The sequence below is a fragment of the Synechococcus sp. Minos11 genome, from assembly GCF_014279855.1.
GTDB lineage: Bacteria > Cyanobacteriota > Cyanobacteriia > PCC-6307 > Cyanobiaceae > RCC307.
This window is the reverse complement of the sequence record NZ_CP047953.1, coordinates 687,034-712,037: the sequence shown is the minus strand read 5'-3', so window position 1 is coordinate 712,037 and position 25,004 is coordinate 687,034. Positions and strand designations below refer to the sequence as shown.

Here is a 25,004-nt window from a genome sequence, read left to right as displayed (position 1 = left end):
GGTTAGCTCCATTCTAAGCCTCACGGCCTTTGTTCAAGAAAATCGCCGTACAGTGCAGCAGTTGACAGCGTTTCATGGTCGCCGGCGCGCTGGCATTTGTGCTTCACGGCCATCTGCCTTACGTCCGCAGCCGCCACCCAGGCTCGCTGGAAGAGGATTGGTTTTTCCAGGCCCTCACCGAAAGCTATCTCCCGTTGATTGAGATGCTGCAGCGCTCGCTGCAGCAGGGCGCTCAGCCACGGCTGACGATGAGCCTCTCGCCCACCCTGCTCTCGCTGCTGGTGGATCCAGTGCTGCAGGAGCGCTACGAGCCCTGGCTGCAGCAACGCATTGATCTGCTCGAGCGCAGCAGCTCAGACGAGCAGGTAGCCGCGGCCGACCTCAGCCAGCACCTTGAGCGGCAACGCCGGGCCTTCCGCCGTTGCGGCGGTGAGGTGCTCAAGCACTTCATTCAGTTGCAGCGCCAAGGCGTTCTTGATCTGCTGACCTGCTGTGCCACCCACGGCTACCTGCCACTGCTGCGAGATCCCGCCGCCGCGGTTCAAGGTCAGCTGCGCACCGCTGTCCGCGAGCACGAACGCTTGATTGGCGAGGCACCCCGCGGCATTTGGCTACCGGAATGCGCCTATTTCGAAGGCCTGGATCAGCAACTCACCAAGGCCGGCTTGCGCTACGCCATTCTCGATGCCCACGGCTTGCTGCATGCCCTGCCCCGTCCCCGCTACGGGGTGTACGCGCCGATCTGCTCCCCTGGCGCTGTGGCCTTCTTTGGCCGCGATAGCGAAGCCACCTTGCCGGTGTGGTCAGCCAGTGATGGCTACCCGGGCAACCCCAGCTACCGGGAGTTCCACCGCGACATTGGCTGGGATCTAGACGAGAGCGAATTGCAAGCCGCTGGCATCCCCAGCAGCCGCCCTTTAGGCCTCAAGCTGAGGCGTGTCAGTGGTGGCGATTGCCCGCTGGAGGCCAAGCTTCCTTACGACCCAGCAGCCGCTGAGCGCACAGCCGCCGGCCACGCCCAGAGCTACGTCCAAGCGCGCATCCAACAGCTCACCGAACTCGGTTCGGTGATGGATCAACCGCCCATGGTGGTGGCCCCCTTCGATGCAGAACTCTTTGGCCATTGGTGGTTCGAAGGCCCCCGCTTTTTGGAGCAGGTGTTTGCCCAAGGCCAAGCCCAGGGCTTGAGCTTCACCACCCTGCGGCAAACCCTCAGCCAACAACCGCAGTTGCAGGTCTGCCGGCCCTCCCCATCGAGTTGGGGACAAGGCGGCTATCACTCCTACTGGCTTTCATCGAGCAACGCTTGGGTGGTCCCGGATTGGCACCGGGCCTGCCTGGCCATGGTGGAAGCCACCGCCGCCCACCAAAGCAAGCGAAACCCCAAGCGCCAACGCCTGCTCAAGCAAGCCGCTCGGGAACTGCTGCTGGCGCAGTCGTCGGACTGGAGTTTCATCCTGCGGGCGGGCACCACAACCGAACTGGCGCGCGAGCGGATCCACCGGCACCTCGGGCGCTTCTGGCGCTTGCTCGATGCCCTGCAGCAGCCCACCCACGACACAGCTGACTTTGAGCGCTGGCTTGGCGCTCTGGAGCAAGAGGATTCCCTCTTCCCGACCATCGAACCGAGCGATTGGCTTCCTTAAGTGCCCAACAGCAGCGAGAGCTGCTGCAATCCCACCTGCCAGCTGAGGACAGCTTTCGCGCCAGTCTCCAGCGCCAAAGCAGCCTGCAGGTGTTGCAACTCAACTTGGGCCGGCTGTGCAACATGCGCTGCAGCCACTGTCATGTGGATGCCGGTCCGGATCAGGCCCACACGCAGATGCCTGAGGCAGTGGTGCAGCAGTGCCTCGATGCCATGGAACGGCTCAAGCCGGAGCTGGTGGATCTCACGGGCGGGGCTCCGGAGCTGCATCAAAGCTTCCGCCAACTGGTGCGCCATGCCCGCTCCTTGGGCTGCCGGGTGATCGACCGCTGCAATCTGACGGTGTTGCTGCTGCCAGCCCTGGCCGATCTCGCCCCCTTCTTAGCTGAGCAACAGGTGGAGATCGTGGCGAGTTTGCCGGCACCCGAAGAGCTCAGCACCGATGCGCAACGGGGTGATGGCACCTGGCAAGCCTCGCTCGAGGCCCTGCGTTTACTCAATCGCCTCGGCTACGGCCAAGACGGCAGTGGCCTTGAACTCACCTTGATGAGCAACCCCGCAGGAGAGGAGCTTCAACAACTCACCCCCTGCGATGAGATCCGTTGGCGCAAAACCTTGGCCGAGATGGGTGTGGCGTTTAACCACCTGATCGGACTCAACAACATGCCGATTGCCAGGTTTTTGCTGGAGCTCGAGGAGCAACAGCGCACCACCACGTATTTGCAACGGCTGCGCCAGGCCTACAACCCCTGCAGCGTCTCAGGGCTGATGTGCCGCAGCACATTGTCGGTTAGTGCGAAAGGAGAGCTGTTCGACTGTGACTTCAACCAGATGCTGGAGATGCCGTTGCCGCTGAATCTGGCCAGCGTTGGCTTGGACGATCTGGGCGGCCGAGAGATCATCACCGGCAATCAATGTTATGGCTGCACCGCAGGGCAAGGCAGCAGTTGCAGTGGAGCCACCGCTACCAGCGCAGCATCCTCGTCATCAAATTGAGCTCCCGGCCGCGGGGCTCCATCAAGCCCCAACGCACGCCATTGGGGGCAGCACCAAACAGCTGCAACATCGTTTGCAGCAATTGAGGCGTTTCCAGCGTGTTGGCGAGAAAGCCAAACCACTGGGCATTGGGCAGCGCGAAGAACGTGGCAAAAAAGGCCCGCAGCTGGGCCTCGTCAAAACGCATCAACTTCTCCAGGCCAAAGCGATACAGCCCGTGGCGCCGGCGTAGCTCCGGCGGCCAGAGGCTCTGCCAACCCACTTGAGCCAATGCCAAACCCTGCTGCCCAGAGGCCATGGCTGCCGCCAAATCGGCCGCCAACAGCGGGCCGCGCCGCAACAAGCTGCCAATCATGTAGCCCGAAGCCGGATGAACCATCGAGGCGGCCCCTCCAAAGCCAACCACCGGCTGATGGCGATCCGGCAAAGCCGGGTTCATCGGGAACAGGCAATGCTCGACGTGCTCCACGGCCTCAATCGCAATGCCGCGATGGGCCAGACGCTGCTCCAGCCGTTGTTGCAGCGACACAAAGGAGAGTGCCGGAGCCGCAGCCAGGGAGGTCTCCTCGACAAAAAAGCGCCCTTGGCCCAGATCCATGGCGTAGAGAAAGGTGGGTGCCTGCTGACGCTGCTCAGGGCTGAGGTGATCACAGCGGTAGTCCATCAGCACAAACTGATCGGAATCCACCGGCGGCCGGCTAAAGCGGCCCACCACTCCGTACGCCGCTTGCCCAGCGACTGGACCATCACTTGGGCGAGTGACAAGGACTGGGTCATGGCCACTGGCATCCACCACCAGCCGCGCCTGCAGGTTGTCGCCTGAGGCCGTTGTCAGCGTGGCGCCATCAGAGCGGTGCTCAACGGCCTGCACCAAGTCATTGCAGTGCTGAACGCCTCCAGCGCTGAGGCCATCAAGCCAGTGCTGCTGTAAAGCCTGTTTATCAAAGAGTCCGTAATCACGGCCATGGCACACCTCGCCCTGGTCGTCACCATCGCCAGAGCCGAAATAGCTGACGGTGTTGCTCCAGCGGTGCTCCAGCAGCGCGCTGAGACCAAGAGCATCAACCTCTTCACCCCAAATGCCATAGGTGTTGGGCCATGGAGCAGCTGGATCGTTTGGGGCCACCAAGGTGACCTGGAGCTGCTGCTTGGCCAGGGCCGCCGCTATGCACAGCGCTGCTGGACCGCCACCAACAACGGCGACATCACGCCATCGGGTGGGGCTCACGCCTCAGCTTCAGCCGCCTCAGCAGACTCATCGTCTGTTTCGGCTTCGGGCGGCACCAGCACCACCTCAGCCAAGCGATCGCCCTTATCGAGCCGCTGCAAACGCACACCCGTGGCGGCACGTGACTGCTGCGGAATGACATCGGATTGCAACCGCACAATCACGCCGCGCTCGCTCACCAGCAGCAACTCTTCTTCAGCGCCCATCACGCACAAGCCAACCAAGGCATCACCATCACGGCGGAACTTGATGCCGCGCAAACCAAGGCCGGCTCTTCGCTGCAAGCGGAACTGATCGACCGGAACCCGCTTACCCAGACCGCTGGCTGTGGCCACCAGCACCCAAGGGCCCTCACTGCTGGCCGCCTCTTCACTCTCTCCGTCACTGGCCTCACCAGCGGCCGCAATGCGATCGGCCAGCTCAGCGGGCAACACGTCCATGCTCACCAGGCTGTCGCCATCGCGCAGGGCCATGGCACGCACACCGCGGGCGGTGCGGCCCAGGGGCCGGAGATCCTGATCATTGATGCGGAAGTGGATCGTCATGCCATTGATGGAGCCGATCAGCACGCTGTCGCCAGCACGGGCCAAGCGAACCCAGCGCAAGGAATCGGCGTCTTCGAGATTGATGGCAATCAAGCCGTTGGCGCGGATGTTGGAGAAGGCCGACAGCGGTGTGCGCTTGATGAAACCACCAGTGGTCAACATCACCAATTGCACGTCCTCTTCGAAGGCACTTACCGCGAGCAGTGAGGTGATTTGCTCTTCGCGGGGGATCGGCAACAGCTGAACCACAGGGGTTCCTTTGGCCGCACGACTCGCAATGGGAACCCGATACGCCGGTAATGAGTAGACGACCCCGCGATCAGAGAACAGCAGCAGTGAATCGTGGTCGTTGCAGCTGATGAACAGCCGCACCGCCTCTTCGCCTTGGCTCTTGGTCCCAGCCTTGCCGCGGGTGCCGCGGCTGGTGGACTCAAATTCGCTGACCGGCATGCGCTTGAGGTAGCCGTTCTCGGTCAGCAGCACCACCGAGCGCTCATTGGCGATCAGATCGATATCTTCCAGGCCACCTTCGAGATCAAGGATCTCGGTGCGGCGAGGCGTGTTGTGGCGTTCCTTGAGCTGCCGCAGCTCCTCTTCAATGATCGACAGCACACGCTCACGACGCTGGAGGATGTCCTTGTAGTCAGCGATTTTGGCGATCAAGTCCTCGTGCTCGAGGCGGATCTTGTCGGCTTCTAGCGCCGTTAAACGGCGCAACTGCATCTGCAAGATGGCGTCGGCCTGGATCTCGCTGAGGCCATGGTCATTGACCAGCCCCTGACGGGCGGTGGCGGCATCGGCGGCATTGCGAATCAGCTGGATGATCGCGTCGAGATCATTGAGGGCCACCAACAAGCCCTGAAGAATGTGATCGCGCTCCTCGGCTTTGCGCAGCAGGTATTTGGTGCGCCGTTCAATCGTCTCAATGCGGAAGTCGAGGAACACCTCAAGCATCCGCTTGAGGTTGAGCACCACGGGCTCACCTTTGACCAGCGCCAACGTGTAGGCACTGAAGTTGTTCTGAAGCGGGGTGAGTTTGTAGAGGTTGTTGAGAACGACCTGCGGGTAGGCATCACGGCGCAGTTCGATGACGATGCGCATGCCATCGCGGTCGCTTTCATCGCGAATGTCGGCGATGCCTTCGAGCTTCTTGTCATTGACGAGCTCGGCAATGCGCTCAATCAACGAGGCCTTGTTGGTCTGATAAGGCAGCTCGGTGATGATCACCGCATCGCGATCGGGACGTCCTTTCGCCTCAATCGTTTCGATCGCGGCAACACCGCGCATGGTGATCGAACCACGTCCACCGGTGTAGGTCTCGCGAATGCCCTTGCGGCCAAGGATTTGACCACCGGTCGGAAAATCCGGCCCCGGGATGATCGACATCAGCTGCCGCTCTTCGATCTGTGGATCAGCGATCAGCGCCAGAACGCCATCAATCAACTCCCCAAGGTTGTGGGGAGGAATGTTGGTCGCCATGCCAACGGCAATACCGGCTGAGCCATTGAGCAGCAGCTGCGGCACACGCGCCGGCAGCACGGTCGGCTCCTGCTGGGACCCATCGAAGTTGTCGATGAAATCGACGGTCTCGCTTTCGATGTCCTCCAGCAGGCTGTCGGTCGTTAGCGACTGCAAGCGCGACTCGGTGTATCGCATCGCCGCCGGCGGGTCGTTATCCACCGAGCCGAAGTTGCCATGACCATCGATCAGGGGTGCCCGCATCGAGAAGTTCTGGGCCATGCGCACCAGCGCGTCGTAGACGGCGGTGTCCCCGTGGGGGTGATATTTGCCCAACACCTCGCCCACCACACGGGCGCATTTGCGGTACGGCCTCTCAGCGGTAAGGCCCAACTCGTACATCGCGTAAAGGATGCGGCGATGCACGGGCTTCAGGCCATCGCGAGCATCAGGCAGCGCCCGGCCCACGATCACGCTCATCGCGTACTCCAGATAGGAGCGCGACATCTCGTTGCGCAGGTCGGTTTGGATGATCCGCTCGCTGGGGTTGCCCGCTCCGGTGGGATCCGCCATTCCGCCTGCTGCGCTAAGCCTTGTGAAGCCCCAACATTACTGTTGTATGCCGCTAGCGCATGGGCTTTGCGCCCCGCACCCCCGATCAGCTGCTTGAGCGGCAGCGGCTAGGCACGCTGCAGGTCTGTACTGCGCTGGATTTTCGCCGCCGCGCAGCCAGCAGCAGCCTTGAGCAGGCCTACGCCGACACCGACGTTCTGGCAGCAGCCAGCTGTGACTTCACCGATCAAGGCCAGATCTGGATCAGCCTGGGGCCATGCGACCCGCCACTACGCATTCGCCAAGCCCGCCTGGGGGGGATCAGCGCTGGAGGCGGCTATGGCGCCGCTGAACTGTGTTTGCCCTTGGGGGGCAGCAGCGACGACCCACAGCGGCGCGGGGGCATCCACGTTCTCGATGAACTCCTCCAGGGGGAGCAGCCCCTGCTTGAACTGCAAGGGGAGGGCACAACGCTGCAACCACGCCGGGAGCTGCAAACGGCCCTAGCCAGTGATCAACTGAGCCAGGCGCGGCTGCTGCTGGCCCGGGGCATCACGGAAAACGGCGTGGTCGCCGTCAGCAGCCGGGAAGGGCTGCTGGCCAGCCCGTTTGGAGGCCTTCTGGGGCCGTTCGGCAATGCCCTATTCAGTGGCTGCGGCGCCCGCAGCATTGGCCTCACCATGCCGGGCTTGCACCAACTCGGTGCTGGCAGCGCAGTGTTGGTGGCTGGAGGCCGGGGCCATGTCTTGGGACCAGGCGGCGGGCATCAGCCACAAACCCGGCGGCAAGCCTCTGGCCATGCACGTGCCCCAGGCGCCTCGCTTGCCCTCAGCGTGGCGGTCTCTGAGCTCAACCGCCAATGGATCCGCCCCTGCTGGTTTGACGGCCATGGGGCGGCCGCTCTGGTGGCAGTAGCAGCACCGGTGCTGCTGCTTGGGGAGCAAGAGGCCCGGCAAGCCGCCGTGCCCGATGAGGAACTGGAAGCCCCCGTGCTCGATTACTCGATCCCCAGGCGAATCCGCCCCGGATTTGGCACGGTGAGCTACGGCGAATTAATGGCTGGCGCAATCCAGGTGGACGGCCAACGGATCCCAGCCGCACCAGCCTGCAGCCTCAAATTGGCCGACAGCCTGGCCCGCGAGCTGGTCATGCAACTTCAAGATGGCCGCTTCCCCCTACCAGCCAGGCTTGAGCCCCTAAGCCAGCAGGGCAGGCTTCACCCTCTCGAGGGTTGATCGAAAAAACGCCCATAGGATTTACGACTGGCGGTAGTGCAGGCCATGGAATCAACACCGGAGATGACACCCGATCCCAAGAGCGAGTCCACAGCTGATGAGGCCGTGACGCCAGCTCCGGCACCAGATACCACTCCAGAGCCGCCTGCCCCCGAGCCCCCAGTGGTTGAAGCCCCAGCGGCAGACAGCCCGATCGCCAGCACGGTGAGCGTTCCAGCAGACCCCAGCGCCAGCGATAGCGAGGGCGGCGAGTGGCATTTGCTGATGGAAAAGCTCAATGGATGGCTCGCCGACGCCAAGTTGATGGAGCTCTGGCAACAGAGCCAGCGCCCGCTGAAACTGCTGGGCGGGGCCCTGGCCCTGCTGCTGGTGCTTCAGCTCACCAGTGCCGTGCTGGGCACCCTCGATGCGATTCCGATGCTGCCCAGGCTGCTGCAGCTCACGGGTCTGATTTATCTGGTGCTATTCGCCAGCCGCCGCCTGGTGCGCAGCGATGAGCGCCGAAGTTTGATTGAAGGAATCAAAACCAGTTGGAGCTCCTTCACCGGCAAGTGATCGGAGAGGCGGAGCAGGGGAAGGCGAATTGTTAGTTTTCTTCCCTTGTTAACGAGAGGTTCGCGGTGGACATTCAATTGGGGCGTTCGCGCACCGTTCGCCGGGCCTACGGAATTGACGAAATCGCCCTGGTCCCTGGCGGGCGGACTGTGGATCCCGACGTGACCGATACCCGTTGGAGCCTGGGCGGCATTGAGCGGGAAATTCCCATCATCGCCAGCGCCATGGATGGCGTGGTTGATGTGGGCATGGCCGTCAAACTCTCCCAACTCGGGGCGCTGGGGGTGATCAATCTCGAGGGGGTTCAAACCCGCTACGAAGACCCCAACGCGGCGCTTGATCGCATTGCTTCAGTCGGCAAGGACGAGTTCGTACCGCTGATGCAAGAGATCTACAGCCAGCCGGTGCAAGAAAGCCTGATCCGCAAACGGATCCAGGACGTCAAAGCCCAAGGCGGCATCGCCGCAGTAAGCGGCACCCCCGTGGCGGCCCTGCGCTTTGGCAAAGCCATCGCCGAAGCCGGCGCCGATCTGTTTTTCGTGCAGGCCACGGTGGTATCCACCAACCACACCGGCCCTGAGGGTCAGGAGACTCTCGATCTCGAAGCGCTCTGCCGTGACATGGGCGTGCCTGTGGTGATCGGTAACTGCGTCACCTACGAGGTCGCCCTGCAACTCATGCGTGCCGGCGCCGCTGGCGTGATGGTGGGCATTGGGCCTGGCGCCGCTTGCACCTCACGCGGCGTGCTCGGCGTGGGCATCCCCCAGGCCACTGCCGTGGCGGATTGCGCGGCCGCGCGGGCGGATTACGAACAAGAGAGCGGCCGCTATGTGCCGATCGTTGCCGACGGCGGCATCGTCACCGGCGGCGATATTTGCAAGTGCATCGCCTGCGGTGCCGACGCCGTGATGATCGGCTCACCGATTGCTCGCGCCGAAGAAGCTCCCGGCCGAGGCTTCCATTGGGGCATGGCCACCCCAAGCCCTGTGCTTCCCCGCGGCACCCGCATCAATGTGGGCCGCACCGGCAGCCTGGAAAAAATCCTCCGCGGCCCGGCCAAGCTCGACGACGGCACCCACAACCTGCTGGGCTGCCTCAAAACCTCCATGGGCACCCTCGGGGCTCGCACCATCAAGGAGATGCAGCAGGTGGAGGTGGTGGTGGCCCCGTCACTGCTCACCGAGGGCAAGGTGTATCAGAAGGCCCAACAGCTGGGCATGGGCAAGTAAGACCCCAGTCTCAGACTGCGTCTGAGTGGTCGCGGGCGCTACTCTGTCGCCGTGCGGCACTTCGCCGCACACTCCTCACACCACCACGCCCGGCGAGCCCGGGTTTTCGTCTTACACATCAACGCGGCTACGAAGCAAAAGGCCAGGCCATTGCTAGATTCCGCCTTAATCAACACACGCCGATGTCGAGCGCCGCTGCTGTCACTGACGCCTCCTTTGACCAGGACGTACTCCAGTGCGACGTTCCCGTCCTGGTGGATTTCTGGGCCCCCTGGTGCGGCCCGTGCCGGATGGTGGCGCCGATTGTTGACGAAATCGCCAAGGAGTTCGAAGGTCGCATCAAGGTGGTCAAGTTGAACACCGATGAGAACCCCAACGTCGCCAGCCAGTACGGCATCCGCAGCATCCCCACCCTGATGGTGTTCAAGGGCGGCCAAAAGGTTGACACCGTTGTTGGCGCTGTTCCCAAGACCACCTTGGCCAGCACCATTTCCAAATACCTCTGAGCTGAGTGACATCCCAACTTCCTGACGCCATTCGTCAGCAGCTCGCTGACCTGGCCTTGGAGCTGGATGACCACTCCCATGGAACGATCGCCTGCGAGGTGCTCCGCACCTTGGTGGCGATCAGCCAATCCAATGCCGACAGCGGCGACTGGGAGCTGATTAACGGCACCTTGGCTGACATGGCTGAAGCACTCGATGTGTTTCAGCCCCACCGCCAGATCCGCAAGGTGGCGATTTTTGGCTCAGCGCGGACACCGGAAGACGACCCGGTTTACGCGCTGACCGTGGATGTGGCTGCTCAAGCTGTGGCCTGCGGCTTTGAAGTCATGACTGGCGCTGGGCCTGGCGTCATGGAAGCTGCCAATCGCGGCGCTGGAGCGGGCCAGTCGTTTGGGCTCAACGTGCAACTGCCCTTTGAGCAATCAGCCAATCCCTTCATCGATGGCGACGAGAAGCTGCTGACCTTTCGCCATTTCCACACCCGCAAGCTGTTTTTCCTGCGCGAAACCGACGCCATCGTTGTGATGCCCGGCGGGTTTGGCACGCTCGATGAATTATTTGAAGGGCTGACCTTGATTCAGACCTCCAAAAATCCCCCTGTGCCGATCGTGCTGCTCTGCCCCCAAGGGGATGACTACTGGGAGCGTTGGCACAGCTATGTGGACCGTGCCCTGCTGGACCGCGGGCTGATCTCCGCCGAAGACAACGGCCTCTACACAACGGCCTCCACCGCCGAGGAGGCCCTGCACCAGATCCAGGATTTTTACCGGGTTTTCCACGCCAGTCGCTTCCGCGGCGAACACTTGCAGCTGCTGCTGCATTACGAACTGCCCGCCAGTGAGTTGCACGAGATCAATGCCCGCTTCCAGGATCTGCTGCTGGGTGGAACCATCACCAGCCTGCTCTGCCAAGACGAATCGGGGCGCTCCCGACATTGCCTGGAGTTCTGGTTTAACCAAACCAAGGTGGGACGTCTTTACGCCTTGATTCAGTACCTCAACAACCTCACTCTGCCGGGAACTGGCCAGCAACAACAGCCGCTGAGGAGCCTCGGACAAGCGGCGTGATTGGCGTCGTTGATTACGGAATGGGCAATCTCCACTCAGTGGAGAAAGCTCTTCAGCGCCTTCAAGCCAGCGCCATCCGCCTCAGTGAGCCAAGCCAAGCCAAGGACTGCCGGGCCCTCTTGCTGCCAGGCGTTGGGGCCTTTGATCCAGCCATGCAAAAGCTCAACAGCAGTGGCTGGAGCCAGCAATTGAAGCAGTGGAGCGCGGCGCAACGCCCCTTGCTCGGAATCTGCCTGGGTTTGCAGCTGCTGTTTGAAAGCAGCGCTGAAGGTCAAGAACAGGGCCTGGCCCTCTTACCTGGACGGGTTGAACCATTGCCCCCACAGGCGCAGGAGCGCTGCCCCCACATGGGCTGGGCGCCACTGACCGCTCAACACCCCAGCCCCTTACTGGCCGCCGATGAGCAGCCCTGGATGTACTTCGTGCATTCCTTTGCCGCCATCGCCACCGATCCAGACACCGTGACGGCCACAGCTCCCTATGGCGACCACGCCGTTGTGGCGGCTGTCGGGCGTGGGGCTCTGCAAGCCACTCAGTTCCATCCCGAAAAATCAGGCCGCTGCGGCTTGGCTCTGCTGCAGCGCTGGCTGAGCAGCATCCAGTAACGGCCATGGCGCTGCGGCTGAGCAACGGTCAGAAGATGCATAGCCCCGAGGGCTTGGAAGCCAGACCCACCACTGGCCTCGTGCGACAGGCCGTGATGAACATCCTGGCGGCCGAGCTTCCAGGTTGCCGCTGGCTTGATCTGTGCAGCGGCAGTGGGGCGATGGCCTGTGAAGCCCTGCTGCAAGGGGCGCTTTGGGTGCAAGCCGTGGAGCGCAATCCCAAGATCGCAGCGGCTGCGCGCCGCAACTTTCAAGGTCTAGGGGAACGCTGGCAAGGGAACTGGTCTCTGGAGATCAGCACAGTGGAGCGCTGGCTGCAAAGGAGCTGCCCTGAACCTTTCGATCTGATTTATGCCGACCCGCCCTACGCCGCAGGGCTCTATACGCCAATGGTTGAACTCATCAGCGCAGGCGGTTGGCTCAAACGTGATGGGCAACTGCTCATGGAATGCGGCAGAGACGCGATGCCCCTACCGCCAAAAGGATGGCAACAGATCAAAGAGCGCCGTTACGGGCGCAGCGTGGTGTTGCAGTGGGAATTGGAAGCCGGCTAGGAGCTCAGCCGCCCAGGGCGCTACCGCGGCGGTATTGATTCCAAGCTGCCACGAACAGGCCCAGCAGGGTCACAGGAATGAGGCCCAGAACGATGCCGCAGAGAAGAGGTTCGATCATCGCGCCAGGGGAATTGCCACTTGATGTCTCGCAATCTAGGGGGCGACACGCCAATGTTGGGTGAGGTTTGGCCAAGGCGACATCCTTTGACAGGCTCCGAGCTCCTGGACGAAGAGCCCCGCAAGCGGGGGTTGATCACAGCCTTAGTGGTGTTGGCCGTGGTGGCGCTTGTGGCCATGTCAGCCCTGGTGGCCAGCGCCAACAGCCGTGACCCCTACGTCACCAGCAGCCTGGAGAAAGTGGGCGATCAAGAGCACGGCAGCAAGCTGTTTTTGATCAATTGCGCTGGCTGCCATGGGATTGCCGCCCAAGGGGTTGTCGGTCCCAACCTCCATGGCGTCAGCCAACGCAAAAATGATTCGGCGCTGATTCAACAGGTGATCAGCGGCAAAACCCCTCCCATGCCGAGCTTCCAGCCTGACCCCCAATCCATGGCTGATCTCCTCGCCTATCTGCACGAGCTGCAGTGACGGCCCATTTGGCCGTGGTGCTAGTGGAACCCAGTGGCCCGCTGAATGTGGGCAGCGTGGCTCGCCTGTGCGCCAACTTTGGTGTGGCCTCGCTGCGGCTGGTGGCACCGCGCTGCGATCCCAGCGATCCCCAGGCCAAACAGATGGCCGTCCGTGGCCTGGAGCAGCTGCTGGCCTGCGAGCTTTACCCATCCCTAGAGGACGCGGTTGCTGACTGCCGCCGGGTGGTGGCCTGCTCCGGACGCGTGGAGGCCAAAGAGCGGGAGCACCTGCTGCCGCAGCCGGCGCTGCAGTGGCTATTGGAGCCCAAACCAGGTCCAAACCACGTGGCCCTGGTGTTTGGACGCGAGGACCACGGGCTGCACAGCAGCGAGTTGAACCTCGCCGGAAAGCTGCTGCGCATTCCCACCAGCGAGGCCTATGGATCGCTCAACCTCTCCCACGCTGTGGCCATCTGCTTGGCCGAGCACCAACGCCTGGCGCACGTTCCGGTGGACTCAGCCAGCGACAGCTCCCCCCCCCTGCCAGCCCACGCAGCGCTGGAGGCCGCCATGCAAGACGCGGAAGAGCTGCTGCTGGAGGTGGGATTTCTCTATCCCCATACAGCGGCAGCCCGGATGGCCAAACTGCGCCAGCTGATGCTTCGCTCTGAGCCCAGCGAGGCAGAAGTGGCCCTGCTGCGGGGCATGGTGCGTCAGCTGCGCTGGGCAAGCCGCCATGGCGCCACCGGCGAGCCTCGGTAATTTGAGATCCGTCCGAAGTGGCCCGTGGCGCAGCGCTCTCAATCCAAAGCCAAGGGCTGGCAACAGCCTGTGCTGCTGCTGCTGCGATTGCTGATTGTTGGCGCTGCCTTGGGGGTGATCACCGGAACAGCTCTCAAGTGGCTGGCACCGCAGCTCAACACCGACGTGCCGCTGCCGCCAGCCGCTGACACACCACCAGAGCCAACGGCATCGCTTGGAGCCTTCACCCCCAAGCAGGAAGACCAAGCCCTCAGCCGCCGACTGGCCGAGATTGCAGCCACCCAAAAAGACTTGAAGGTGGGCGCCTTTGTGTTGGTGCTCGATGACGGCACCTTCGCGCAGCTTCACCCCGATCGGCCGCTATCAGCAGCGAGCTCGATTAAAACTCCCATCCTGCTGGTGGCCTTCGAGGCGCTTGATCAGGCCAAACTCAGCCTCAACGAAGACCTCAGCCTCAACAAAACCGTGGTGGGAGGCGGCGCCGGCTGGATGGGCAGCCAACCGCTCGGCAGCCAATTCAGCATTTTTGAAGTGGCCACCGAGATGATTCGCGTCAGCGACAACACGGCCACCAACCTGCTGATCCAACGACTTGGCGGCAAAGACAGCCTCAACAGCCGTTTCATCGAACTGGGACTTGAGGGCACCGTGATCAACAATTGGCTCCCCGACCTCGAGGGCACCAACACCACCACACCGCGCGATCAAGCCCGCGCGATCGCCTTGGTGGAAACCGGCCAGACGCTGTCGGCCCGCAGCCGGGACCTGTTTCGCCAAACCCTGGGCACCTCGCGCACCGACACCTTGATTCCGCGGGGCTGGCTGCGGGGCATCGGTGGCGGGACTGGAGACGTCAATGTGGCCCTTCTCCAACAAGGTGTTCGCGTCTACAACAAGACAGGAGATATCGGCATCGCTTACGTGGATTCAGCCCTTGTGGAACTCCCCGATGGTCGCCGCATAGTGGCCTCCTACATGGTGGAAGGCCCGTTTAATGACCCCCGCAGCACCAACATGATTCGTGCTTTGGCTGCCGCTTCTGCTGCTGCTTTGAAGTGATGCGCCGCCTTGTTTTGCCGCTCTTGCTGGGCGGTGCCGTGTTGCTCAGTCCGATTGCCAGTCGCTCCAGCGCGCCGGAACCAACCCTGCGCGAAGGCCTGGTGCTGCCATTGCCCGGTCAGCTCAACACCGAGCTGATGGTCAATGACAACAACCCTGAGGTGGTGAGCGATTCAGGAATCCTGTTGTCGACCTTTGCTGGCCAAGGCAAAGCCCATCCCGACGCGCACCTGGATGTGCCGCTGAGCGGCAGCTTTGAGCTCTTCAGCCACCACGTCTTTGCTGGCAAAGGCCAAGCGCCCAACAGCACGCTGTGGCTGGCGGTGGTGGTGGGCAACCGCTCCAACCAACCAGTGACGGTGTCCATTCCCAGCGCAGCCACCCATCTCTCCCAGCCCGATGCGCCCTTTTTGCCGCTTCCGCCACGAATGGTGCATGACGGCACCAGCGTTTACTCCGGGCCTGGCGGACGCGCAGCCGGTGATCTCTTGTCACGCGCGCCGCGCTCCGAAAGCCTGCCGGAGCGCATCGAGCTGTCCCCAGGGCAAATCGATGTGCTGACCAGCCTTCCCATCCCTGTGGCAGGACTGGATCCCCTGCTCAATGGCCGCAACCTGCAAGCACGCTTCAACAGCACAGGACCGATTTCTCTGGCCACCCTGGCCTTGATCAGCGACCGCCGCCCCAGCGAAAAGCAGTGGCTGGACTTGCTGCAAAACGGCAAGCTCAGCAGCAAGGAGCATGAGCCCAGCCCCAAAGGGGCAGCGGGCCCGATGATCTATTCCCGAGTCAGCGGCGTCCAGCAGGGAACCCGCTGGAGGGGCGTGTTGACCTCGCCAGGGCGCACCAACCTCGAGGTGACGACCCAGCCCATCTCATGGCCCATCGCCAGCCTGCAGCGGGGCACCTTGGGGACTGGGCAGGTGCAGTCGGCCCAACTCACCGACTTCTACCCCGGCACAGCCTGGGAAGCCCACGGCAACTACGGCGTCGCCTACGACCTCAGCTTGCCCCTGCGGAACCCCAGCAGCAGACCGCAAACCCTTGATCTACGGCTGGAATCGCCGCTGAAAAGCAACCGACGTGCCGCTGGCCTGCGCTTCATTGAGCCAGCTCAAGGGCCCATCTTCTGGCGCGGCAACGTCGCGGTGAAAGGAACCGATGCCGGCCGGGGCCGCCGCACCGTGCATTTGGTGCTGCGCAAAGGCGATCCAGGGCAGTCACTCGGCCGGGTGAGCCTGGCACCAGGAGAGCAAAAAACCGTTCAGGTGCAGCTGATCGTGCCGGCTGACATCACACCGGTTCAGGTGCTGACCGTGGCGCCTGTGAAACAATCCGACTCCTGACCGAGATCCTTGATCTGCCCGTGAGCCAAGCCTTCCAAAGCCGGGTGTTCCCTTTCACCGCCATCGTTGGGCAGGCGGAGATGAAGCTGGCTCTGCTGTTGAACGTGATCGATCCGCGCATTGGCGGCGTGATGATCATGGGGGACCGAGGCACCGGAAAATCCACCACAATTCGCGCGCTCGCTGATCTCCTGCCCGAGATTCCAGTAGTGGCGGGCGATCCCTATAACAGCTCCCCCAACGATCCCGATCTGCAGAGCAGCGAGGTGCGCGAACGGCTGCAACGGGGCGAAAGCCTCAGTGAAGGCCGCTGTCAGGTGCCGATGGTGGACCTGCCCCTGGGCGCCACCGAAGACCGCCTCTGCGGCACCATCGACATTGAAAAAGCCCTGAGTGAAGGGGTGCGCGCCTTTGAGCCAGGCCTACTGGCGAAAGCCAACCGCGGCCTGCTCTACGTCGATGAGGTGAACCTGCTCGACGACCATCTGGTCGACGTGCTGCTCGATTCAGCAGCCTCGGGCTGGAACACTGTGGAGCGTGAAGGCGTGAGCGTTCGCCACCCCGCCCGTTTTGTCCTGATTGGATCCGGCAACCCAGAAGAGGGCGAATTGCGTCCCCAGCTGCTTGACCGTTTCGGCATGAGCGTGGAGGTACGCACGGTTCGTGATCCTGAGCAACGGGTGCAGGTGGTGGATCAACGCGGCCAATTCGACTCCGACCCCGTCAGCTTCCTGACGCAATTCCAAGGGCAACAGAAGGGTCTGCAAGAAAAGGTGGTGGCAGCCCAGGAGCGCCTAGGAAGCGTGCAAATGGATCCCGACCTGCGCCTAAAGATTTCAGAGGTGTGCGGCCAACTGGAGGTCGATGGCCTGCGCGGCGACATCGTCACCAACCGAGCCGCCCGCGCCTTAGCCGCCTTCGAAGGGCGCGCCGAGGTCAACGATGACGACGTGGCGCGTGTGATGGCCTGCTGCTTGCGCCACAGGCTTCGCAAGGACCCGCTTGAACAGGTGGACTCCGGCGATCGGGTGATCAAGGTGTTTTGCCAGGTGTTCGGTCTCAACCCCGACGACCGCGATGCCTTCCAACTAGCTCTGGCTGCCTAAGTGCGGATCCTGGGCCTCGACCCTGGGCTGGCCCGGGTGGGATACGGGGTCTTGGAGGTGGATGAGCAGAGGCGCAATCAGCCAGAGATGGTCGACTGCGGAATCATCAGCACCGATGCGGGCCGCGGGGAAGGCGAACGCATGGTGGAAATTGCACGCGACCTGCGGCAGCTGTTGCGGCTCCACCGGCCGGATTTGGCTGCCGTCGAGAAGTTTTTCTTCTACCGCTCCAGCAACACCATCGCCGTGGTGCAGGCCCGCGGGGTGCTGATCATGACCCTGGCCCGCTTCCAAATCCCGACGGTGGAATACCCACCGATGCAGATCAAGCTCGCCTTAGCCGGCTCGGGCCATGCCGACAAAGGGGAGGTGCAAGACGCCGTCATGCGGGAGCTGCGGCTCAATGAAAGGCCCAAACCAGACGATGCCGCTGATGCCCTGGCCGTGGGTCTGACCGCCTGGTTCCAGCGATGAACAAGCCGCAAGCCAGGCGGCACTGGCGCCAGCAACGGCGCCAGGCCATGGACACCATCGGGCTATCACTGACGGAGCAAGTGCATGCCTGCCTGGTGGAACTGCATCGCCCCGGCCAGCTGGGACTGTTTTGGCCCCTCGGCAGCGAACCGGACCTGCTCAATCCAGCCCCAACCTGGGAGGGTGGTTTGGCCTTACCGCGCTGCGATACGGGCGGACTGGTGTATGCCAGCTGGCGTATTGATGAGCCGTTGTCCGCTGATGGCTGCGGCATCCCAGCCCCGCAAGGACCGCCGCTGAGCGCTGAAGCCATCGGCCTCCTGCTGATTCCAGCACTCGCCATGAGCCCAGCAGGCCAAAGACTGGGCAGTGGAGGCGGTTGGTATGACCGCTTACGGGTGCAATCACCCTGGCGACAGGTCCCCACCCTGGCCGTGCTGCCTGAGTGCTGTTGCGGCATTGACTTTGCTTGCGACCCCTGGGATGTGCCGCTGCAGGGATGGATCAGCGAATCGGGATTGCACTGGTGCCATGGGGCGCATTGTTAAGCAAGGTTTTGCCAGCCGCTGTCAACGGGTTTTCTTTGACAGGATGATTCCATCGCTCCTCCAATCGGTGTCCACCACTCCCTCCGCCCGCACTCAGCCAGCCAAGACCCTGCAGCGTGGCGAGCGTCCCCAGCAAGCTCTTGAGCTGATGATCGGCTCACTGGTGGGCATGGTGCAGGCCGGCCGCACCGACCAAGTCAGCAGCCGCTGAGGCACTGGCATCACTGCCTTTTAGGTTTTACGTTCGGCCCAATGAAATCGGGCCATGCTTCGAACCTTCAGCTTTACGGCCCTAGTGGCGATTGCTCTGATGAGTCCTGCGCGCGGCTTAGCCCACGCCGTCCAGACCGATGTCAGCAGCCTGCTGCCCAGTGGATCGATCAATCTGCGCACCAGTTTTTCCAGTGGTGAACCACTCGCCCATGCCCCAGTGCGGCTGGAGTCCCATGACGGCGACCGCAGCATCGAGCTCGGTGCAACCGATGCTGATGGCCGCTTCACAGGCGAGCTGCCAGCGCTCGATTCCGACGCTTGGGATGTGGTGATTGATGGCGGCATCGGCCACCGCGACTACCTCGGCCTCGATGAACGCTGGCCATCCAGCGAGGCGCTGATGGGCTGGCTCCGCAACGGCGGCCTGCTTGGCGCCACACTGGCCTTGACCGGTATCAGCCTTTGCCATGGCCAGCGGCAGCGCCGCCCTTGACACGATCGTTGCCAAATTGAAGGGCAGCAGCGATCCCAAACGCCGTTACGAGTACGTGCTTTGGCTTGCCAAAAAACTGCCTGCCCCCCCAGCCGAGTTGAGCAGTGATGCCAACCGGGTCAGGGGCTGCGTGTCCCAGGTGTTTGTGCAGCCCGTCGTCGATGGTGCGGTGTTGCACTGGCAAGGGGATTCCGATGCCCAAATCACCAAAGGCTTATTGGCCCTGCTGATCCAAGGCCTCGATGGCCTCACCCCACAGCAAGTGATGGCTGTGGATCCTGGCTTCATCGCCGAAACTGGTCTAGCCGCCAGCCTCACGCCCTCACGAGCCAATGGCTTTCTGAACATCCTGCGGCACATGCAAGCGCAAGCCGCTGCTTTGGCCGGTGAGGGCTGATTTCTAGGATCAGTGTTTAGTCGTTCGGCCTGATGCCCATCGGAATTGGTCTGCTTGGCCTTGGCACCGTTGGAGCCGGCGTGGCCGAGATCCTGCTCTCACCGCAAGGCCGGCACCCCCTGGTGGCTGATCTGGAGCTGCGGCAGGTGGCTGTGCGTGATCTCAATCGCCCGCGGCCAATCCCGCTGAGCAACAGCCTGCTCACCACCGATCCTGCCGCCGTGGTGGCCAATCCCGATGTGGATTTGGTGGTGGAAGTGATGGGTGGCTTAGAGCCAGCCCGCAGCTTGATCCTGGCGGCGATCGAAGCTGGCAAAGCCGTGGTGACCGCCAACAAGGCCGTGATTGCTCGCCACGGCGCTGAAATCGCCGCCGCCGCCGCCGAAAAGGGGGTGTATGTGCTGATGGAGGCGGCCGTCGGGGGCGGCATCCCGATCTTGGAGCCGCTCAAACAATCCCTCGGCGCCAACCGCATCGCGCGGGTCAGCGGAATCATCAACGGCACCACCAACTACATCCTCACCCGCATGTCGGAGGAGGGCGCCAGCTACGGCGATGTCTTGGCTGATGCTCAAGCCCTGGGCTACGCCGAAGCCGACCCTGCCGCTGATGTGGAAGGCGGTGATGCTGCCGACAAGATCGCCATCCTCACCGGACTGGCCTTCGGCGGCCTGGTGGACCGTGAAGCCATCCCCACCGAAGGGATCAACACCCTGCAAACGCGCGATATCGATTACGCCAAAGAGCTGGGCTTTGTGGTCAAGCTGCTGGCGATCGCTGAACGCCATGGCAGTGACCCCGACGGCAGTGAGGTGGTGGATGTGCGGGTGCATCCCACCTTGGTGCCCAAGGAGCACCCCCTGGCCGGGGTGAATGGCGTCAACAACGCGATCGTGGTGGAAGGCGAACCCGTCGGGCGGGTGATGTTCTACGGACCTGGGGCGGGCGCTGGCCCAACCGCCAGTGCCGTGGTCGCCGACATCTTGAACATCGCAGCGATTCGCCAGGTGGGAGCTGGCGGTCCCCATGACGCCCTCGATCCCCTCCTGGCAGCCAGCAGCTGGCGCAATTGCCGTCTAGTGGATCAAGGCAGCACCTGCCACCGCAACTACGTGCGCTTCCAAGCTGCTGATCGCCCCGGCGTGATCGGCCACATCGGCAGCTGCTTTGGTTCAGCGGGCGTCAGCCTGCAATCCATTGTCCAATTTGAGACCGAAGGCAGTGGGGCTGAAATTGTTGTGGTGACCCACGCCGTTGAAGAAAGCCTGTTCCAGCAAGCGTTGAGCGCGATTTTGGAGCGACCGGAAGTGGAGGATGTGCGCTGCTGCCTGCGCACGCTTTAAACGAAAGAAAACCTAAAGCTCTAGGTTGTTGTTGTGGTCGTTCGCTGATCCATCGGGCCGCCGGTTCACCCTGAACTTGCCTTCGGTGCAGCGTGCGGAACCATGCCAACAATCGCGTCGGTTTCATGCGCGTGCATCAAGGGGACTGCATCCGTCTCCTCAGCGACAAGGACATCTATCAGGTGATCGCCATCGACGATCACCATGACCGTTGTTGGGTGCGCCGTTGGCCCTTGCAACGCCATGGCTCTCCGGTCTTTGAGGTGTCCCTGAGCAGCGTGGAAAGCCCTGGACAACCAATGCCGGCCGCATAAGTTCTTGCTGCTGGCACGAGCGAATTTGAAGCAACGGGGCAAGCGAGCAGCAGGGCTTTTGTTAGCCAGCCTGATGCTGTTGGCGGGCTGCCGGCCGCCAATAGCATCCGATCAAGCCCCGCTGGTGATCGCGGCCTATGGCTCCATCGACAGCGTCGATCCAGCCCAAGCCACCACGGTGATCGCGCTGCAGCTGATCAGCGCCTTAGGGGATCCGCTTTACGCCATTGATGGGCAAGGGGCGATCCAGCCCAAATTGGCCCGTGCGCTGCCCAGGCTCAGCGACGACGGACTCACCGCCACCATTCCCTTAAGGCAAGGGGTGCTCTTCCACGACGGCACCCCCTTTGATGCGGACGCCATGGCCTTCAGCCTGCGGCGCTTTCTGGCCATTGGGAAACTCAGCTACGTGGTGGGCGACCGCATCAGCGCGGTTCGGGTGACAGGGCCCTACGAGCTGCAGCTGGACTTGCGCCGCCCCTTTAGCCCCCTGGCCAAGCTGCTGAGCTTCGCCAGCCTCACGCCGATCTCACCAACGGCCTACGCCAACTACGAAGCCGGTTTCCGGCCCAACGCCTTTGTGGGCACAGGGCCCTACGAATTGCGTTTGCAAAGCCCGCAATTGCAGCGGCTGGAACCGTTTGCGCAGTACTGGGGCGAGGCCCCTCGCAACGACGGCATCGCCCTGGTGGGCATGAGCACCTCAACAAGCCTCTACGGGGCCATCAGCAGCGGCAATGTCGATGTGTTGCTCTCCACCAGCCTGGAGCCCGAGCAGCAGAGCGCTCTGCATCAACAGGCCAATCAAGGCCAGTTGCGCGAAGGGGCCGGGCCAGCACTCGGCATTGGCTACATCACGCTGCTGACCGATCGCCCACCACTCGATAACCAAACGTTGCGGAGGGCGTTGGCCTTCAGCCTCGACCGCGAGCTGCTGACCAAGCGGGTCACCGACAAGCTCCGCCCGCCGCTGCGGGGCTTGGTACCGCCGAAATTGCCGGGGGCTCTGGCGGCCTGGCCGAGAGCCGATGCCAGCCGTGCTCGCCAACTGCTGCAGCAAGAGGGCTACTGCTCTGGCGAGGTGCTGCCGCTGCAGCTCACTTACCGCTCCAATGTGCCCACCGACCGCTTGCTGGCCTTGAGCTGGCAGGAGTGGCTGCGCAGCCGGCTAGGAGACTGCGTGCGGCTTGATCTCACAGGCATGGAATCCACCACCGCCTACCGCCAACTGGGTGATGGGGCCTTCCAAATGATCCTGCTCGATTGGATGGGCGACTATCCCGATGCCGACAACTACCTGACGCCGCTGCTGGGCTGCACACAATCAGAAGGCAATCGCTGCTTGGAGGGCGATAGCGCCTCCGGCGGCAGCTTCTGGACAGCCCCAGGACTGGAGGAAAAACTGCGCCTCAGCAATGAACGCCGCGGCCAAGCCCGTCTGGACTTGCTCGATGCCGTGCAGCGGGAGGCAGCCAATGGGGTCCCCTATCTACCGATGTGGCAAACCAGGCCCAGAGCTTGGGCCCGCAACAGCATCACCGCCCCCCAATTCGATGGCTCAGGGCGTTTGAACTTCGCCAGCCTCAGCCGCCGGTCTTTGCCATGAGCAACAGCAGTTCGCTGGTTCGCTATCTGGGCAGTCGCCTGCTGCTGGCGCCTGTGATGCTGTGGCTGATCGCCTCGCTGGTGTTTCTGCTGCTGCGCGTGGCCCCAGGGGATCCCGTCGACGCGCTGCTGGGCAACCGGGCCAGCGCAGCGGCCCGGGACCAGCTGCGGGCCCAACTGGGGCTCGACCAATCCCTATGGGATCAATACCGCGAGTTTTTAGGAGCCTTGCTGCAAGGGGATCTGGGCACCTCCCTGCGGAATTCCACGCCCGTGGGAGAGATCGTGCGCGACGCCTTACCAGCCAGCCTTGAGCTCGGCATCACGGCCTTGCTGGTGGCCCTGGTGGTGGGCTTAGCCGTGGGCTTCAGCGGTGTGGCGCGGCCGGAGGGAAAACTCGATCTCAGCGGCCGGCTCTATGGCATCGGCACCTATGCCTTGCCGGTGTTTTGGGCCGCCATGGTGATGCAACTGATCTTTGCCGTTGGCCTGGGCTGGTTTCCGGTCGGTGGCAGGTTTCCGCCCACCGCCTTACCGCCCCAGGGGACCGGCTTTTATCTGCTCGATGGAATCCTGCAGGCCAATCCCCAGGTGATATGGGGCACGTTGCAGCATTTAGCCCTGCCAGCCATCACCTTGGGACTGCTGCTCAGCGGGATCTTTGAACGGGCCTTGCGGCTCAACCTGCGGCGCGCCCTGCGCTCGGATTACGTCGAAGCCGCCAGGAGCCGGGGCATCAGTGAGCGGCGCGTGGTGCTGCGCCATGCCCTGCCCAATGCCCTGCTGCCGGTGCTGACGATCACCGGCATCACCGTGGCCTCACTGATCGGCGGAGCGTTGTTGATTGAGTTGATCTTTTCCTGGCCTGGCATTGCTTACCGGCTCCAGGAAGCCATTGCCCAACGGGACTACCCCCTGGTGCAAGGGATTGTGGTGGTGATCGCCGCTTTGGTCGTGATGGTGAATCTGGCGGTGGATGTGGTGGTGGCGCTGCTGGATCCGCGGCTGAAGTTTTAAGGCAGCAGAGACTTAGCCATCGGGCTATCGAGCACGTAAGTGCGCACCCCCGCGACCGACTGCACACCACTCGGGGGCGTCTCCCCCTCATCAAGGCTGTCTAAAAAGCGCACATGCAGTTCAACCAAAGCCTGTTGAACCAAGCGAGGGTCTTCACCCACCAAATCCGAGCCCAAGCGCATCAACGCCTGATCACGCCGCAGGCCTACGGCTGAGAAATGGCTGCCGCCCTCGACGAGCGCCAGCCGGCTTCCCGAATGCTGCAGCTGTTGGAACGGCCGCACCTGTTCATTCAGCGGCGGTGTGATCAAGTCCATGCTGCCGCCGATGCTCAGCACAGGTACAGCGATCGAGGCCAATCCCCGCTCACCCCAAAGCAAGCTGCCAAAGCTATTGAGCACCACCACAGCATCCAGGCCGACCGGAGGCTCCAGCGCCGGCAGGCTGAGCTCGGTGAGCTGGCACTGCAACAGAAAAGAGCTGTCGAGCACGGGGATCTGCTGCAGGTTTTGGCTGCAGCGCTCAGCCAGGCCAGGTTCCACATCCGCTCCGGCCCAAAGCAGGCTGGACAAGGCACCAAGGGAATGGCCCAACAACACCAGCCGAGGCGGGCTGCCATGGGGCCCAAATCCAAGGCGACCATCTCGGACGGCGCTCTGCAGCGCCTGCAAGTCCTGCAAACGGGCAGGCAAGGTTTCCAGCCCAGGCAGGGTTTGGCGGCCTTCCAACAAGCCGCGCACGGCGGTGTCGTCACTACCGGGATGCTGCACAGCCAACACCGGCCATCCCTGGGCAGCCAACTCACTGGCCAGCCATTCCATCTGGGCCGTCGAGCCCCCCAGACCATGGCTGAACAGCAGCCATCGCTTGGCTGGAGCCCCGCCAGCGGGCCACCACAGATCAAGTGCCAAGGGGGCTTCGCGGTGCTCCACCGCCAAGCTGCGCTGTTGATGCCGCACCGGGCCGCGCGTTGAGCGGAACACAGGCAGCGGCATCAGCCGCAGGTCATTGAGCTGTTTCAACAGATTTTTTTGCTGCTCCAACTGGCCTCGCAACCGGAAACCAAGCGCAGAGAGGGCATCGAGATCCAACTCCAAATGGGAGGTGGGTGCTTCCTTCAACAAACTCACCACGGTGCTGCGGCCTCGTCGCTGAAGCAGGTCCAGCAGCAGCGGACCGCCATCACCATCGGCGCTGCGAAGCAAGGACCCCAGCTGCAACACCAATTGGCGACCCGCCCAACTGTCCAGCAGCAACGCAATGGTGCTGCTTTCCAGATTCAGGGGTTGCCGCAAGATGCGCTGCAAATCTTGGCGCGTGGCTGGATCCAGCAAATTCAGCCAAGGGCCCAGTTCGGCGTTGACCTTGGGCCGCAAGGCCCAAGACTCCAATTCGTTGAGATCCAACGGCAGCTCCAAGCCGCTGAAGCGCACCAGCAACTGCTCAGCCGCTGGGGCGCGGGGCACAGGACCCAGGCTGATCGCCAACGCGAGCAGGCCATGGGTCAGAGTTCGCAGTGCCTGCGACAGGGACAACGGTGCAGCTGGCCAAATGGTGGCTCCAGTTTCCCTGGAATTTGCGAC

The 25,004-nt window shown here is 62.9% G+C and carries 27 protein-coding genes; 23 read left to right on the top strand and 4 right to left on the bottom strand.

Going from position 1 to position 25,004, the window contains the following annotated elements:
- Positions 1 to 74: 74 nt before the first annotated feature.
- Complete coding sequence (locus SynMINOS11_RS03865) at positions 75 to 1,646, top strand: glycoside hydrolase family 57 protein (protein WP_186549961.1); 1,572 nt, start codon at positions 75 to 77, stop codon at positions 1,644 to 1,646.
- Entirely contained in the window at positions 1,634 to 2,641 is a 1,008-nt protein-coding gene (arsS, locus tag SynMINOS11_RS03860) for an arsenosugar biosynthesis radical SAM (seleno)protein ArsS (protein ID WP_186549959.1), read from the top strand. Before SynMINOS11_RS03865 ends, arsS begins: the two co-directional genes overlap by 13 nt.
- Here arsS and crtL read toward each other — a convergent pair.
- Entirely contained in the window at positions 2,610 to 3,869 is a 1,260-nt protein-coding gene (gene crtL, locus SynMINOS11_RS03855) for a lycopene beta cyclase (RefSeq protein ID WP_186549957.1), read from the bottom strand. The genes arsS and crtL overlap by 32 nt on opposite strands.
- Positions 3,866 to 6,445 (bottom strand): DNA gyrase subunit A, encoded by a 2,580-nt coding sequence (gene gyrA / locus SynMINOS11_RS03850; RefSeq protein WP_186549956.1) that lies wholly within the window; start codon positions 6,443 to 6,445, stop codon positions 3,866 to 3,868. Before gyrA ends, crtL begins: the two co-directional genes overlap by 4 nt.
- Positions 6,446 to 6,504: 59 nt before the next feature.
- On the opposite strand from gyrA, the gene SynMINOS11_RS03845 reads away from it, so the two are divergent.
- The 7 genes from SynMINOS11_RS03845 to SynMINOS11_RS03815 all read left to right on the top strand — a co-directional run bounded on the left by SynMINOS11_RS03845 (position 6,505) and on the right by SynMINOS11_RS03815 (position 12,175).
- Positions 6,505 to 7,659: a homocysteine biosynthesis protein gene (locus SynMINOS11_RS03845; RefSeq protein ID WP_186549954.1), complete on the top strand. Its 1,155-nt coding sequence runs from the start codon at positions 6,505 to 6,507 to the stop codon at positions 7,657 to 7,659.
- A gap of 45 nt (positions 7,660 to 7,704) precedes the next feature.
- A complete protein-coding gene (locus SynMINOS11_RS03840) occupies positions 7,705 to 8,214 on the top strand; it encodes a CAAD domain-containing protein (RefSeq protein WP_050815454.1) in 510 nt (169 codons plus the stop codon).
- Positions 8,215 to 8,279: 65 nt separating this feature from the next.
- Positions 8,280 to 9,443: a GuaB3 family IMP dehydrogenase-related protein gene (locus SynMINOS11_RS03835; protein ID WP_186549952.1), complete on the top strand. Its 1,164-nt coding sequence runs from the start codon at positions 8,280 to 8,282 to the stop codon at positions 9,441 to 9,443.
- A 182-nt stretch (positions 9,444 to 9,625) separates the two neighbouring features.
- On the top strand, positions 9,626 to 9,949 hold the full coding sequence (gene trxA / locus SynMINOS11_RS03830) for a thioredoxin (protein WP_011935155.1): 324 nt from the start codon (positions 9,626 to 9,628) through the stop codon (positions 9,947 to 9,949).
- Between the two features lie 5 nt (positions 9,950 to 9,954).
- Entirely contained in the window at positions 9,955 to 11,016 is a 1,062-nt protein-coding gene (locus SynMINOS11_RS03825) for a TIGR00730 family Rossman fold protein (RefSeq protein ID WP_186549950.1), read from the top strand.
- The gene (gene hisH, locus SynMINOS11_RS03820; RefSeq protein WP_186549948.1) at positions 11,013 to 11,621 is read left to right on the top strand and encodes an imidazole glycerol phosphate synthase subunit HisH; all 609 of its coding nucleotides are present in this window, start codon (positions 11,013 to 11,015) and stop codon (positions 11,619 to 11,621) included. The genes SynMINOS11_RS03825 and hisH overlap by 4 nt, the downstream gene beginning before the upstream one ends.
- Before the next feature lie 5 nt (positions 11,622 to 11,626).
- A complete protein-coding gene (locus tag SynMINOS11_RS03815) occupies positions 11,627 to 12,175 on the top strand; it encodes an RsmD family RNA methyltransferase (protein WP_186549946.1) in 549 nt (182 codons plus the stop codon).
- A gap of 4 nt (positions 12,176 to 12,179) precedes the next feature.
- Here SynMINOS11_RS03815 and petG read toward each other — a convergent pair whose 3' ends face one another.
- Complete coding sequence (gene petG / locus SynMINOS11_RS03810; RefSeq protein ID WP_006041770.1) at positions 12,180 to 12,293, bottom strand: cytochrome b6-f complex subunit V; 114 nt, start codon at positions 12,291 to 12,293, stop codon at positions 12,180 to 12,182.
- Between the two features lie 53 nt (positions 12,294 to 12,346).
- On the opposite strand from petG, the gene SynMINOS11_RS03805 reads away from it, so the two are divergent.
- The 14 genes from SynMINOS11_RS03805 to SynMINOS11_RS03740 all read left to right on the top strand — a co-directional run bounded on the left by SynMINOS11_RS03805 (position 12,347) and on the right by SynMINOS11_RS03740 (position 23,421).
- On the top strand, positions 12,347 to 12,763 hold the full coding sequence (locus tag SynMINOS11_RS03805; protein ID WP_050815453.1) for a c-type cytochrome: 417 nt from the start codon (positions 12,347 to 12,349) through the stop codon (positions 12,761 to 12,763).
- Complete coding sequence (locus SynMINOS11_RS03800) at positions 12,760 to 13,506, top strand: RNA methyltransferase (protein ID WP_186549944.1); 747 nt, start codon at positions 12,760 to 12,762, stop codon at positions 13,504 to 13,506. Before SynMINOS11_RS03805 ends, SynMINOS11_RS03800 begins: the two co-directional genes overlap by 4 nt.
- Positions 13,507 to 13,530: 24 nt before the next feature.
- Positions 13,531 to 14,565, top strand: coding sequence for a serine hydrolase (locus SynMINOS11_RS03795; RefSeq protein ID WP_186549942.1), 1,035 nt, complete (start codon positions 13,531 to 13,533; stop codon positions 14,563 to 14,565).
- On the top strand, positions 14,565 to 15,911 hold the full coding sequence (locus SynMINOS11_RS03790) for a DUF3370 domain-containing protein (protein WP_011935148.1): 1,347 nt from the start codon (positions 14,565 to 14,567) through the stop codon (positions 15,909 to 15,911). Before SynMINOS11_RS03795 ends, SynMINOS11_RS03790 begins: the two co-directional genes overlap by 1 nt.
- Positions 15,912 to 15,931: 20 nt before the next feature.
- Complete coding sequence (gene bchI, locus SynMINOS11_RS03785; protein WP_011935147.1) at positions 15,932 to 17,017, top strand: magnesium chelatase ATPase subunit I; 1,086 nt, start codon at positions 15,932 to 15,934, stop codon at positions 17,015 to 17,017.
- Positions 17,018 to 17,491 carry a crossover junction endodeoxyribonuclease RuvC gene (ruvC, locus tag SynMINOS11_RS03780; RefSeq protein ID WP_011935146.1) on the top strand — a complete coding sequence of 158 codons (474 nt, stop codon included), beginning with the start codon at positions 17,018 to 17,020 and terminating at the stop codon, positions 17,489 to 17,491.
- The gene (locus tag SynMINOS11_RS03775) at positions 17,488 to 18,039 is read left to right on the top strand and encodes a 5-formyltetrahydrofolate cyclo-ligase (RefSeq protein WP_186549940.1); all 552 of its coding nucleotides are present in this window, start codon (positions 17,488 to 17,490) and stop codon (positions 18,037 to 18,039) included. The genes ruvC and SynMINOS11_RS03775 overlap by 4 nt, the downstream gene beginning before the upstream one ends.
- A gap of 67 nt (positions 18,040 to 18,106) precedes the next feature.
- Positions 18,107 to 18,250: a hypothetical protein gene (locus SynMINOS11_RS03770; protein ID WP_186549939.1), complete on the top strand. Its 144-nt coding sequence runs from the start codon at positions 18,107 to 18,109 to the stop codon at positions 18,248 to 18,250.
- 54 nt (positions 18,251 to 18,304) lie between these two features.
- Entirely contained in the window at positions 18,305 to 18,745 is a 441-nt protein-coding gene (locus SynMINOS11_RS03765; protein ID WP_186549938.1) for a hypothetical protein, read from the top strand.
- Entirely contained in the window at positions 18,720 to 19,142 is a 423-nt protein-coding gene (locus SynMINOS11_RS03760) for a SufE family protein (protein WP_011935142.1), read from the top strand. Before SynMINOS11_RS03765 ends, SynMINOS11_RS03760 begins: the two co-directional genes overlap by 26 nt.
- A 32-nt stretch (positions 19,143 to 19,174) precedes the next feature.
- Positions 19,175 to 20,485 carry a homoserine dehydrogenase gene (locus tag SynMINOS11_RS03755; protein WP_011935141.1) on the top strand — a complete coding sequence of 437 codons (1,311 nt, stop codon included), beginning with the start codon at positions 19,175 to 19,177 and terminating at the stop codon, positions 20,483 to 20,485.
- Between the two features lie 92 nt (positions 20,486 to 20,577).
- Positions 20,578 to 20,799, top strand: a complete 222-nt coding sequence (locus tag SynMINOS11_RS03750; protein ID WP_370586184.1) for a hypothetical protein — start codon at positions 20,578 to 20,580, stop codon at positions 20,797 to 20,799.
- Positions 20,800 to 20,923: 124 nt separating this feature from the next.
- Entirely contained in the window at positions 20,924 to 22,405 is a 1,482-nt protein-coding gene (locus SynMINOS11_RS03745; protein WP_370586183.1) for an ABC transporter substrate-binding protein, read from the top strand.
- On the top strand, positions 22,402 to 23,421 hold the full coding sequence (locus SynMINOS11_RS03740; protein WP_011935138.1) for an ABC transporter permease: 1,020 nt from the start codon (positions 22,402 to 22,404) through the stop codon (positions 23,419 to 23,421). Before SynMINOS11_RS03745 ends, SynMINOS11_RS03740 begins: the two co-directional genes overlap by 4 nt.
- Here SynMINOS11_RS03740 and SynMINOS11_RS03735 read toward each other — a convergent pair.
- Positions 23,418 to 24,956 carry an alpha/beta hydrolase gene (locus SynMINOS11_RS03735; RefSeq protein ID WP_186549935.1) on the bottom strand — a complete coding sequence of 513 codons (1,539 nt, stop codon included), beginning with the start codon at positions 24,954 to 24,956 and terminating at the stop codon, positions 23,418 to 23,420. The two genes, SynMINOS11_RS03740 and SynMINOS11_RS03735, sit on opposite strands and share 4 nt — an antisense overlap.
- Positions 24,957 to 25,004: the final 48 nt, after the last annotated feature.